This window comes from Acidovorax sp. T1 (genome assembly GCF_002176815.1).
Taxonomy (GTDB): Bacteria; Pseudomonadota; Gammaproteobacteria; order Burkholderiales; family Burkholderiaceae_C; genus Acidovorax.
On the sequence record NZ_CP021648.1, the window covers coordinates 3,538,633 to 3,550,935 of the forward strand.

The window sequence follows — 12,303 nt, forward strand, 5'->3', positions numbered from 1 at the left end:
ATGACATCACCACACACACCGCCGCCCACCGCACCCGCCGGGACAACGCCCGCCTACGAAACCCTGTCCACCCTGCTGCACACCCGCTACAGCTGCCGCGCTTTCCGGCCCCAGGCACTGGACCGCGCCACCATCGACCGCATCCTGGCGGCCGCCCAGCGCACGGCCTCGTGGTGCAATGCGCAGCCGTGGCAACTCACCATCGCCAGCGGCGCCACGTTGGAGCGCCTGCGCAGCGCCCTGCAGGCCCATGCGGCCGCCGAGCCCCCCGCGCCTGATCTGCCCTGGCCGCGCGAATACCGGGGTGTTTACCAGGAACGGCGGCGCGAATGCGGCTGGGGCCTTTACGAAGCCCTGGGCATTGCCAAAGGCGACCGCGAGGCCTCCGCCCGGCAGGCGGCCGAAAACTTCACCATGTTTGGAGCACCGCATGTGGCCATCGTCAGCAGCGACGAAGCCCTGGGCGTGTATGGCGCGGTGGACTGCGGCGCCTACGTGGGCAACTTTTTGCTGGCCGCCCACAGCCTGGGCGTGGCGGCCATCGCGCAGGCCGCGTTGGCCGCCTACCCCGGCGTGCTGCGCGAGGTGCTGGGCATTGGCGCCGACCGCAGCATCGTCTGCGGCATCTCGTTCGGCCTGGCCGAAGCAGGCCGCCCGGCCAACCGGTTTCGCACGCAACGCGCAGCTCCGGGCGACAGCGTGACCTGGCGCGACTGAGGCACTGATTGACGCACCGGCTCCCATGAAAAAAGCGGCCGTGAAGCCGCTTGGTTTCCTAAGCCAGTCCTTACCCCCTCAGCTCAGCGATTCAATCAGGTCGATGTACTGCTGCTTGGCAGCGTCGAGATCGGTGCCCTTGAGCTTTTCCCATGCGTCCCATTTGGCGCGGGCCACCACGTCGGAGAAACTGGGCTTCTTGTCGGTGTTGTCGCCCGCCGTGGCCTGCTTGTACAGCGCATAGATTTTGAGCAGCGTGACGTTGTCGGGACGCTCGCTGAGGTTCTTGGAATGGGCCACAGCGGCTTCGAAAGTGGCGTTCAAGTCGGCCATGTCGGTTGTCCTTGTTGGAAAAGTTGGGAAGAGAACGGTGTCGGTACGAGCTTACTGCGCAGTATCTGAGATACGGGTTCACGATCTTACGGCCTGCCCAACCCCTGCACCGCCTGGAACATCGACTGCCGCGCCTGGCTGATGACCTGGCCTTTCCATGCATCGGTGTCGGTGTAAAACGCGGCCAGCATCTGCGCCTTGATCTGCGCGGCCTGTGCGGCGGGAGCCTCGGGATGGAGATAGAGCCAGTGCTCGGCACGCAGGGCCTGCAGCACATCCTCCAAGGGCTCCGTGCCGTATTCCATGGTCATGCCGGTGAATTCGGCCTGGGGGCATTCGTCCCGGATCGCGGTCCACATCAGCCCCGTGAGGAAGGCCGAGGTGGACGAGCCGTCGTAGATGGACGTAACGGGCGTGGCGCCATCGCCCGCCCACCAGTTGCGCGCGCGCTGCACGGCTGCGGCTTCGTCTGGCCCGCAGTAGATGCGCTCGCCCAAGCCGCTGGGCCCCAGGCCCGTGTGCAGATCAATCCAACCCACGCGCGCTGCACGGCCACCATGCTGGCGCAGCACCGCGCGCAGCGTCTGGTTGCTCCAGGTCGGCGCCGTGCCGCCAAAGTACAGGCCCTGGGCAAACTCATGCTGCCCGCGCGTGATGGCCGCCTGCCAGGCAGCTGCGCCGTGCGTGGCGATGTAGGCCTGTACGGCCTGCACGTTGTCCGCCTGCGGTGGCCATGCATCGGGCAACAGCAGCGGCGCTACCTCGCGGTAGGCGGCGTTGACGGGCAGGGGCTGGCTGAAGTCGTGGAAATTGCGGTTCAGGTCCACGTTCTCGTGCGTGGTGCGGCGGATATGCGAGAACCCATAGGGGTTGAGCGCATGGATGTAGAGCACGGCCACGCCCTGCGCATGCGCGAGGTCGCGCCACTCCTGGTCATGCAGCACAAACACCTGCACGCCACTGCCGCAATAGCCCTCCACGCCATGGCAGCCGCTGCTCACGATGAGCAACTTGTCAGCGTCTGGCGGGCCATCCCGCACCACATCCATGGCCAAGTCTTCGCCATCGCGCCCCAGGAGCGGATGGCGGTGCGACTCGATCGGCAGGCTGGCCATGGCGGCAGCCTCCAAAAACTGCGTGCGCGCACGCGCGTAGGTGGAAGCAAACGCCTGGACGATACCGATCATGGAATTTCCTGAACAGCTGACGGATGGAGCGTGCGCGGGGATGCCGACGCAAGACACGAGCGCCCAGGCCGTGAAAAAGCCAAGGCGCCACTGGCATTGCGCCGGTCAGGCGTGGGCCGCGGCCAACCACTCCTCGGCCAGCCGCACCCAGTAGGTGGCACCCAGCGGAATCAGGTCGTCATTGAAGTCGTAGCTCGGGTTGTGCAGCGTGCAGGGACCACCGCCATGGCCCATGTCGCGGTGCGTGCCATCACCATTGGCAATGAAGCAATAGGCGCCCGGCTTGGCCTGCAGCATGAAGGCGAAATCCTCGGCGCCCATGGTGGGCTCTTGCACCACCACATTGGCCTCGCCCACGATGCCCGCCATCACCTGGCGCGCAAAGTCGGCCTCGGCGGCCGAGTTCACGGTGGGCGGGTAGTTGCGCACAAACTGGAACTCGCAGGTGGCCTCGTGCGCGGCGCAGGTGTGCTCGGCCACCTGCCTCATGCGTCGCTCGATCATGTCGAGCACCTCGATGGTGAAGGTGCGTACCGTGCCCTGCAGCTCGCAACTGTCGGGCACCACGTTGGTGGCCTCGCCCGCGTGGACCATGGTGACCGAGATCACGCCGGCATCCACGGGCTTCTTGTTGCGGCTGATGATGCTCTGGAAGGCCTGCACCATCTGGCAGGCCACGGGCACGGGGTCGATGCCCATGTGCGGCATGGCTGCGTGGCTGCCCTTGCCGCGGATGGTGATCTTGAATTCGTTGCTGGACGCCATTACCGGCCCCGGGCTCACAGCGAACTGCCCCGCCTTCATGCCCGGCCAGTTGTGCATGCCAAACACGGCCTGCACGGGAAACTGCTCGAACAGGCCGTCCTCGATCATCACGCGCGCGCCGCCACCGCCCTCTTCCGCTGGCTGAAAGATCAGGTACACGGTGCCATCGAAATTGCGGTGTTTGGCAAAGTGCTGCGCCGCCGCCAGCAACATGGCCGTGTGGCCATCGTGACCGCAGGCGTGCATTTTGCCGTGGTGCTGACTGGCGTGCGCGAAGGTGTTGAACTCCTGCATGGGCAACGCGTCCATATCGGCACGCAGGCCGATGGCACGGCCGCTGGCGCCGCCGTCGCGCCCCTTCACGATGCCGACCACGCCGGTCTTGCCCAGCCCCCGGTGGATGGGAATGCCCCATTCGGTGAGCTTTTGTGCCACCAGGTCAGCGGTGCGCACTTCTTCAAAGCACAGCTCGGGATGGGCGTGGATATCGCGGCGCACAACAGCAATACTGGCGGCCTGGGTGACGATGGAATCGATAACGTTCATGGTGTGCATCCTTACGATCTGACAGTCTAGCCCGGTATCCCGAGGCCTGCAGCCCGAGCGATGGCACCCCTACGCCATGGTTTCTGTCCACGCCTTTGCACTGGCACGACGCCTCGGCTCGGCGGGCGCGAAGCGCATCAATGGTTGCATCAAGTTTTGACGCGCCCGTCGCCGGTCAACATGGACATTTCCACAAATTTCGAAGCCGCATGGCTGCTGGCGCTGAACGACACAGGAAACCCGGAAATCACCTGCGAACCCAGGGATTCGAGGCCTGTGATGAAGCTATCGCGGGTGAGCTTGCCACCGGCCAGCGCCTGGCGCAGGCCCTCGGTGAAAATGCGCGCCGCCAGAAAACCTTCCAGGCTGGAATAGTTGGCCTGCACCTTGTCGCCACCCTTCTTGATGGCCTCCAGAAACTCGCGCGTGATGGGGCGCGAGGGCTGGTAGGGCGAAGGCACCACCTGCGAGACCACCACGCCCGCTCCGTCCTTGCCCAGTTCGTCGGCCAGCGCCTGCGTGCCCACAAACGATACGTTGTAGAAGGTGCCGCCAAAGCCCGCCTTGCGCGCAGCGCGCACAAATGCGGCACTGGCCGCATAGGCCGAGATCTGCACCACCGCGTCGGGCATGGCGGGCACCAGCTTATCCACGGCCGCCTGCACATCGGTCGAGTTGCGCTCCACCGTGGCCGTGGCCACCGGGGCCAGCTTGAGCCCGGCGAGCGCCTTCGTCACCCCGTCCAGCCCCGCCTTGCCGTAGGCGTCGTTCTGGTAGAACACCGCGATCTTCTTGAGCCCCAGGTTGGTGAGCTGGCGCACGATGAGCGCCGTTTCGTCGTAATACGAAGCGCGCACATGAAAAATCAGGCGGTTGAACGGCTGGCGCAGGGCCTCGGCACCGGTGAACGGCCCAAAAAACGGCACACGTTCTTTGGTGAAGACGGGCAGGGCAGCCAGGCTGGTGGGGGTGCCGATGTAGCCAAACAGCGCGAACACGTCGTCGGCGATGAGCTTTCGGGTGTTCTCGGCGCAGCGGTCGGGCTCGTAGCCGTCGTCCATGGTGCGGATTTCCACCATGCGCTTGCCCACGCCGCCCTGGGCGTTGAGCCGGTCAAAAAAGAGCTTGGCGCCCTGATGGAACTGGATACCCAGCTGCGCAGCAGGGCCCGTGAAGGGCGCCGACTGCCCCAGCACGATACGGCCCTCGCCCTGCGCGCGTGCCAGATTGAATCCACCCAGCGCTGCCGCGCCCAGGCCCACGGAAAATTGTCTGCGCCCCAGTGCCGTTTGGTTCATGGTGAAATCTGTGCCCTTGTCAAAAAAAGAGGGCGATCCCTCTGTGCTGCCCTCTGGAAGAGATGCGTTGACTGCACACTGCTTCCATCCCTGTTTGCAGTCTAGCGACCAACCCAACGCATGACCACATCTTCTGTCACAGAATTGCCACTGTCTGCACCGATGCAGGTGCGCGGGGCATGCCCGCACGACTGCCCCGACACCTGCGCCCTGCTCACCACGGTGGACAACGGCGTAGCCACCCGCGTGCAGGGCAACCCCGATCACCCGCACACCGATGGCGTGCTGTGCGCCAAGGTGTCGCGCTACACCGAGCGCAGCTACCACCCCGAGCGCATCCTCACGCCACTCCGACGCACGGGGTCCAAGGGCAGCGGCCAGTTTGCACCCGTCTCCTGGGATGAAGCCCTGGCCGAGATTGCGCAGCGCCTTGCCACCATCGTGGCGCGCAACCCCGAGGCCATCCTGCCCTACAGCTACGCCGGCACCATGGGCATGGTGCAGGGCGAGAGCATGGACCGGCGGTTTTTTCACCGCCTGGGCGCATCGCAACTCGACCGCACCATCTGCGCATCGGCCGGCGCCGAAGCCCTGGTGCAGACGCTGGGCGGCAAGGTCGGCATGCGGGTGGAGTTCTTCGCTGAATCACGGCTCATCCTGATCTGGGGCAGCAACGCGATTGGCAGCAACCTGCATTTCTGGCGCTACGCCCAGCAGGCCAAGCGCAATGGCGCCAGACTGGTGTGCATCGACCCTCGCAAGACGGAAACCGCCGACAAGTGCCATGAACACATAGCCCTGCGCCCCGGCACCGATGCCGCGCTGGCCCTGGCTCTGATGCACGAGCTGATCACCAACGACTGGCTGGATCACGACTACATCGCCCGCCACACACTGGGCTGGGAGGCGCTGCGCGAACGCGCCCTGCAATGGCCGCCCGAACGCGCTGCCGAGGTGTGCGGCGTTCCGGTGGAGCAGATCCGCCAGCTGGCCCACGACTACGGCACCACAAAGCCCGCCGCCATCCGACTGAACTACGGCATGCAGCGCGTGCGCGGCGGCGGCAACGCCGTGCGCGCCGTGGCCTGCCTGCCCGCGCTGACGGGCGCCTGGCGTCACCGCGCGGGCGGCATGCTGCTGTCGAGCTCGGGCCAGTTCCCGGCCCAGCGCGCCGTGCTGCAGCGGCCCGACCTGGTGCCCGCCGGGGTGCCGCGCACCATCAACATGTCCACCATCGGCGACGACCTGCTGCGCGAAGCCTCGCCCCACTTTGGTCCCCGCATCGAGGCACTGGTGGTGTACAACAGCAACCCCGTGGCCGTGGCGCCGGATTCCAGCAAGGTGGTGCAGGGCTTTGCGCGCGAAGACCTGTTCACCGTGGTGCTGGAACACTTTCGCACAGACACGGCCGACTACGCTGACTACATCCTGCCCGCCACCACGCAGCTGGAGCACTGGGATGTGCACCTGGCCTACGGCCACACCGACGTGATGCTCAACCGCCCCGCCATCGCCCCCGTGGGCGAGGCCCGCAGCAACGCCCAGATCTTCCGCGACCTGGCCGCCCGCATGGGCCTGACCGACCCCTGCTTTGCCGACAGCGACGAAGCCCTGTGCCGCCAGGCTTTTGGCAGCGGCGTGGACTACGCGCTGCTCGAATCCCAGGGCTTTGCCACGCTGGCTTTGCCCGATGCGCCGTTTGCCGAGGGCCACTTCCCCACACCTTCCGGCCGCTGCGAGTTCTACAGCGCCCGCCTGGCCGCGCAGGGCCTGGACGGCCTGCCCGACCATGTACCCAACCACGAGCTGCAGGGCACCGACGCCCGCTACCCGCTGGCGATGATTTCGCCGCCTGCGCGCAACTTTTTGAATTCGACCTTCGTCAACGTCAAAAGCCTGCGCGACATCGAAGGCCGCCCGGTGCTGGAGATCCACCCCGACGACGCCGAGGCGCGCGGCATTGCCGACGGCAGCACCGTGCGCGTGTTCAACGACCGGGGCAGCTACGAGTGCCATGCGGTGGTGTCCCCCCGTGCGCGCCCTGGCGTGGTCAACGGCCTGGGTATCTGGTGGCGCAAGCTGGGGCTGAACGGCACCAACGTGAACGAGGTCACCAGCCAGGCCCTCACGGACCTGGGCCGCGCACCCACGTTTTACGACTGCCTGGTGGAGGTGGAGACCTGCACCCACCCAGAGGCGGCGGTCACCCCGCAAGCAGCTGGATAAAGCGGCCAATTGAGGCGCCAGGACCGCCCAGACATCGCGTCAAAAACAATAGCTGCTAGCGCTTTCTGGATAAGCGCTAGTGTAGTGTTGCATTCTGTTTGGAACTTAATCGGCTATTGGCGCGGATGACCTTTTGCAGGATGTCGCGAGCGTTCTTGGTCCAGATGAACGGCTTGGGGTTGGTGTTGTGATGCGCGATGTACTCATCGATGGCCGAGACGAGTTCGGGCACGCTGGTGAACACCCCGCGGCGTAGCCGGTTCTCGGAGATGTCGCGAAAGAAGCGCTCGACCATGTTCAGCCACGATGCCGAGGTTGGCGTGAAGTGCATGTTGAATCTGGGGTGCTTGGCCAGCCACTCCTGCACAGCTGGATGCTTGTGCGTGGCGTAGTTGTCGGCGATCAGATGCAGCGTCTTGTCCTTGGGCGTCTCCCGATTGATTTGACGCAGGAACTTCAGCCACTCGATGTGGGTGTGGCGCTGCTGGCACTGGCCGATGACCTGACCGTTGAGCACGTTGAGCGCAGCGAACAAGGTGGTTGTGCCGTTGCGCTTGTAGTCGTGCGTCATGGTGGCCGCGCGCCCCTTCTTGAGCGGCAGCCCGGGCTGCGTTCGGTCCAGCGCCTGCACCTGGCTCTTTTCGTCGCAGCACAGCACCAGCGCATGCTCGGGCGGCGACATGTAAAGCCCCACGATGTCTTCGAGCTTTTGCACGAACTGCGGATCGCGCGAGACCTTGAAGCCGCGCACGATGTGAGGCTTGAGACCGTGGGCCTGCCAATGGCGCATCACGGTGCTGGCGCTGACGCCCAACTCAGCGGCCATCGTGCGCGTGCTCCAGTGCGTGGCCGCCTCGGGCTTGGTCTGTGTGGTTAGCTTCACAAGCTTGGCCACATCCACCTTCACCGGCGGTGCGCCGCGCGGCAAGTCGCGCTCGATACCTTGCAGCCCCAATTGCAGGTAGCGTTCACGCCAGCGCGCCACCTGCACGCGCCCAATGCCAAGCTGCTCGGCAATATCCTTGTTTTGCAGCCCCTGCGCGGCCAGCAGCACGATCTGGGCGCGCTGGGCCAATCTGACGCTGGTGCGCTTGGAGCGCGCCAGCCGGCTCAGCTCGCTTTCCTCTTCATCCGTCAACACAATCGTCGGGGCAACTCGCAATTTTTCACTCCAATGCAAACCGTAGTAGAGCATTGGAGCGTGGTTGCTCAATTAAGTTTCATTAAGAATCAAACACTACACTAGCAGCCATTTTCATTCAAATTTTCGCCACCCACGTCTGGCGACTGCTGACGTCAGCCCAGCGTCTTCAGAAACGGAACCACCTCCGTCAACCCCACGGCGGCTTCCTTGGTGTTGGTGAAGCCGGTCACGTTGTTGCCCTTGACCACCGATTGGCCATCCTTGTGTTCCGGCGGTTTACAGCGCCGCTTCGAGGATGCGCCGGCTCACGGCCGGCGTCACCTCGCGCTGTTCGCCAAGTTGCACCATGCCGTGCGCTTCGAGCTGCGCCACCACGGTGTCGATGGTGTCCGCGCCCAGGCCGTAGCCCGACAGGCGCGTGGCGACGCCCATGCTTTCAAAGAAGTCGCGGGTGCGCGCGATGGCGGCGGTGATGCGTTCGTCCTCGGTTCCGGTGGTGATGCCCCACACCCGCTCGCCGTATTGCAGCAACTTGGCGCGCTTGGGGCCCCGGCGCTCGTGCAGCAGCGCAGGCAGCACGATGGCCAGCGTGCGTGCGTGGTCGATGTTGTGCAGCGCCGTCAGCTCATGGCCGATCATGTGCGTGGCCCAGTCTTGCGGCACACCGGCGCCAATCAGCCCGTTGAGCGCCATGGTGGCCGCCCACATCAGGTTGGCGCGGTCGTCGTACACGGGCTCGGGCGCGGCCAGCAGGCGCGGGCCGACTTCGATCAGCGTCTGCAAAATGCCTTCGGCAAAGCGGTCCTGCAACGGGGCGTTGACGGGGTAAGTCAGGTATTGCTCGACCGTGTGCACGAAGGCATCGACCACGCCGTTGGCCAGCTGCTGGGGCGGCAGCGTGTAGGTCTTGGTGGGGTCGAGCACCGAGAACCGGGGGAAGCTGTGCACACTGCTGAAGGCCAGCTTGGCGCCCTTGCCGCGGTGCGTGATGACGCCGCCGTTGTTCATTTCCGAGCCCGTGGCGGGCAGGGTAAGCACCGCGCCAAACGGCACGACCTGCGTGATGTTGCGGCCGCGCTTTTCGAGGATGGCCCAGGCGTCGTCGCCTTCAAAGTGCACGGCGGCGGCGATGAACTTCACCGCGTCGATCACCGAGCCACCGCCCACGGCGAGCAAAAAGTCGAACCCGCCTGCGCGGATCTGCGCCACGGCTTTCATCGAGGTCTCGTAGCTCGGGTTGGGCTCGATACCGCTGAAGGTGGCGTGCTGGCGCTCGCCCAGCGCGGCGCGCACCTCGGCCAGCGTGCCGGTTTTTTCGGCGCTGGCGCCGCCGATCAGGATCAGCACCTTGGCTGCGGCGGGAACCAGCTTGGCCAGGTCGGCCACGCGGCCCTTGCCGAAAACGATGTGGGTGGGGTTGTGGAAGTCGAAATTCAGCATGGCGATGTGTGGGGTAGTGGGCGGAACAGCGTTGGATCAGCCGACAGGCGCGTAAAAAGCCCGTCGTGCGGGTGGTTCATTGTCCGCGTGATCGCGCGTGCCAGCCTCATTTATTCACCCTTCGCCACCACCGATGCGTCCGCAGGCGATGCGATGGCCTGGTCGATGGCGCCGAAGATGCTGGCGCCGTCCGGGCCCTTGGCCTCGATGCGGATGGTGTCGCCAAACTGCATGAACTCGGTGCTGGGCTTGCCGTCCTGGATGGTTTCGATGCAGCGCTTTTCGGCGATGCAGCTGTAGCCCTTGGGCCATTCCATGCGGCCGTTCTGCTCCACGCCCTGGTTGCTGACGGTGCCGCTGCCCACGATGGAGCCGGCGCGCACGTTGCGCGTCTTGGCCACATGGGCGATGAGCTGGCCGAAGTGGAAGGTCATCTCCGGGCCGGCATCGCACATGCCCACCTTGCGGCCGTTCCAGGTGGATTGCACCACCAGGTTCAGGCGGCCATGGCTCCAGGCGTCGCCCAGCTCATCGAGCGTCACGGCCACGGGGCTGAAGGCGGTGGCGGGTTTGCTCTGAAAAAAGCCGAAGCCCTTGGCCAGTTCAGCCGGGATGAGGTGGCGCAGGCTCACGTCGTTGGCCAGCATGACGAGGCGGATGCCGTCGAGCGCCTGCTCGGGGCTGGCGCCCATCTTCACGTCGCCGGTGATGACGGCGATCTCGGCCTCGAAGTCGATGCCCATGGCCTCGCTGGGCACCACCACGTCGTCGCAGGGGCCGATGAAGTCGTCGCTGCCGCCCTGGTACATCAGCGGGTCGGTGTAAAAACTCGCCGGCACTTCGGCGTTGCGCGCTTTTCGCACCAGTTCAACATGGTTGATGTACGCCGAGCCATCGGCCCACTGGTAGGCCCGGGGCAGCGGCGCCATGCACTGCTGCGGATCAAAGGGAAAAGCGTGGCGTGCGCGGCCGGCGTTGAGTTGGTCGTACAGGTCCTGCAGCTGGGGCGAGAGGAAGTTCCAGTCGTCCAGCACTTGCTGGAGCTTGCTGGCAATGCCGGTCGCATAATGGGCCGTGGCCAGGTCGCGGGAGACAACAAGCAGTTGGCCGTCGCGCGAACCGTCTTTATAGGTGGCAAGTTTCATGGGGGCAGGGATTTTTGTCTTGGGTGGAAATGGTGCGCACCGTGCGCCCACTGCGCTGGGTAAATCTGGTTGAACTTAAAACTCGCGAACTTTAGTGCACATGGATAAAAAACGGGCAGGATCCCCGTTGGTGGACGGCGGTATTGCGCGGCCGGACGGGCTGGCTCGCGCTCGCTGGCCACTGCTGGCCCTGACCGCCATGGTGCTGGCACTGCACTGGCTGGTGCTGCAAGGGATACCCATGGCCTGGGACGGCCACCCGTCCACGGCCCCCGCAGCACAGGTTTTCAGCACGCGCAGCATTGCCCCTGCCCCGCCGCCACCACCGGCAGCGGCAGTGGCGCCCCCAACCCCCCCCGCGCCCCCGCGCCCCCAAGTCGCGCGCAAGAAACCCGCTGCGGCCCCGGCGTCGCAAACTGCAGCCCAGGCAGCCCATACGCCTCCGCCCGCAGAGCCGCCGGCAGCACCGACCGCAGGGGTTGCCGATCCCGAGGCACCCACCCCAGCCGTCCCAGCCACCCCGGCGGCGGAGGCTTCGGAGACAGCCCCTCCGGCACCACCCGAAACCACCGAATCCACAGTCGCCACGGAGACAGCCGAGGTGGCTGCTGCTGCCCCACAGCCCCACGCCAGCGAGGCGACACCGCCATCGTCCAGCCCCGAAAGCCCCGCCACGGCGCCCGACAACGACATGGGTGCGGGCGTGGACATCCGCCCCCCCGGGGGGGCTGCGGGCCCTGCGGCCAGCACGGCAGCGCCGGCAGTGCGCCTGCCCGCGCCGGTGCGGCTGGCGTTTGACGTGAGCGGGCAGGCGAAAAAGTTCAACTACAGCGCCAACGCCGAACTGCTGTGGCAGCACGACGGCAGCCGCTATGAAGCGCGGCAGGAGATCAGCGCCTTTTTGGTGGGCAGCCGCTCCCAGAGCAGCGTGGGCCAGATCACCGCGCAGGGGCTGCAGCCCGAGCGCTTTGCCGACCGCTCGCGCAGCGAGCGGGCCGCGCACTTTGACCACGCCCAGGGCCGCGTCACCTTCAGCGCCAACACCCCGCCGGCAGCGGCCGGGCCTGGCGCGCAAGACCGCCTGAGCGTGTTCATCCAGCTCGGCGCGATGCTGGCGGCCGACCCTGGGCGGTTTGTGCCGGGCACCCAGGTCACGCTGACCACCGTCAGCGCCCGCAGCGCCGACCGCTGGACCTTCTCGATCGAAGGGCAAGAAAACCTGGACCTGCCCGCAGGCCCCCTGCTTGCCTGGAAACTGCAGCGCCTGCCGCGCCGCGACTACGACCAGAAAGCCGAACTGTGGCTGGCCCCCGAACTGGGCTACATGCCCGTGCGCATCCGCCTGACCCAGGCCAACGGTGACTTTGCCGACCTGCGCCTGCGCAGCAGCAGCCCGCCCTGATCACCCGAGGGCGGCATTCCAGTGTTGCTTGCGTGCGCCATAACGGCGAAAAGCCCGCGCCAACCCAAAACAGGCCCTTTTTCGTGAAATACTGCAAAGC

10 protein-coding genes and 1 pseudogene are annotated in these 12,303 nt (G+C 65.9%); 3 read left to right on the forward strand and 8 right to left on the reverse strand.

What is annotated here, in order from left to right; translation table 11 throughout:
• Positions 1–717, forward strand: coding sequence for a nitroreductase (locus CCX87_RS16475; RefSeq protein WP_087747770.1), 717 nt, complete (start codon positions 1–3; stop codon positions 715–717).
• Positions 718–795: 78 nt separating this feature from the next.
• Here CCX87_RS16475 and CCX87_RS16480 read toward each other — a convergent pair whose 3' ends face one another.
• The 4 genes from CCX87_RS16480 to CCX87_RS16495 all read right to left on the reverse strand — a co-directional run bounded on the left by CCX87_RS16480 (position 796) and on the right by CCX87_RS16495 (position 4,846).
• Entirely contained in the window at positions 796–1,050 is a 255-nt protein-coding gene (locus tag CCX87_RS16480; RefSeq protein WP_087747771.1) for an acyl-CoA-binding protein, read from the reverse strand.
• 86 nt (positions 1,051–1,136) lie between these two features.
• On the reverse strand, positions 1,137–2,237 hold the full coding sequence (locus CCX87_RS16485; RefSeq protein ID WP_087747772.1) for a M14 family metallopeptidase: 1,101 nt from the start codon (positions 2,235–2,237) through the stop codon (positions 1,137–1,139).
• A gap of 105 nt (positions 2,238–2,342) precedes the next feature.
• Positions 2,343–3,548 carry a M20 aminoacylase family protein gene (locus tag CCX87_RS16490; protein WP_087748430.1) on the reverse strand — a complete coding sequence of 402 codons (1,206 nt, stop codon included), beginning with the start codon at positions 3,546–3,548 and terminating at the stop codon, positions 2,343–2,345.
• Positions 3,549–3,697: 149 nt separating this feature from the next.
• Positions 3,698–4,846: an ABC transporter substrate-binding protein gene (locus CCX87_RS16495; protein WP_087747773.1), complete on the reverse strand. Its 1,149-nt coding sequence runs from the start codon at positions 4,844–4,846 to the stop codon at positions 3,698–3,700.
• A gap of 120 nt (positions 4,847–4,966) precedes the next feature.
• Here CCX87_RS16495 and CCX87_RS16500 point away from each other — a divergent pair, with 120 nt between their 5' ends.
• Positions 4,967–7,072, forward strand: a complete 2,106-nt coding sequence (locus CCX87_RS16500; RefSeq protein WP_087747774.1) for a molybdopterin-containing oxidoreductase family protein — start codon at positions 4,967–4,969, stop codon at positions 7,070–7,072.
• A gap of 76 nt (positions 7,073–7,148) precedes the next feature.
• Here CCX87_RS16500 and CCX87_RS16505 read toward each other — a convergent pair whose 3' ends face one another.
• The 4 genes and pseudogenes from CCX87_RS16505 to CCX87_RS16515 all read right to left on the reverse strand — a co-directional run bounded on the left by CCX87_RS16505 (position 7,149) and on the right by CCX87_RS16515 (position 10,801).
• A complete protein-coding gene (locus CCX87_RS16505; RefSeq protein ID WP_087748270.1) occupies positions 7,149–8,234 on the reverse strand; it encodes an IS630 family transposase in 1,086 nt (361 codons plus the stop codon).
• Between the two features lie 149 nt (positions 8,235–8,383).
• Positions 8,384–8,479: pseudogene (locus tag CCX87_RS20945) on the reverse strand (type 1 glutamine amidotransferase domain-containing protein); the annotation flags it as partial.
• A 13-nt stretch (positions 8,480–8,492) separates the two neighbouring features.
• A complete protein-coding gene (locus CCX87_RS16510; RefSeq protein ID WP_087747775.1) occupies positions 8,493–9,656 on the reverse strand; it encodes an iron-containing alcohol dehydrogenase in 1,164 nt (387 codons plus the stop codon).
• Between the two features lie 110 nt (positions 9,657–9,766).
• Positions 9,767–10,801 (reverse strand): fumarylacetoacetate hydrolase family protein, encoded by a 1,035-nt coding sequence (locus CCX87_RS16515; RefSeq protein ID WP_087747776.1) that lies wholly within the window; start codon positions 10,799–10,801, stop codon positions 9,767–9,769.
• A 199-nt stretch (positions 10,802–11,000) separates the two neighbouring features.
• Here CCX87_RS16515 and CCX87_RS16520 point away from each other — a divergent pair, with 199 nt between their 5' ends.
• The gene (locus CCX87_RS16520; RefSeq protein WP_232476600.1) at positions 11,001–12,203 is read left to right on the forward strand and encodes a DUF3108 domain-containing protein; all 1,203 of its coding nucleotides are present in this window, start codon (positions 11,001–11,003) and stop codon (positions 12,201–12,203) included.
• Positions 12,204–12,303 lie beyond the last annotated feature (100 nt).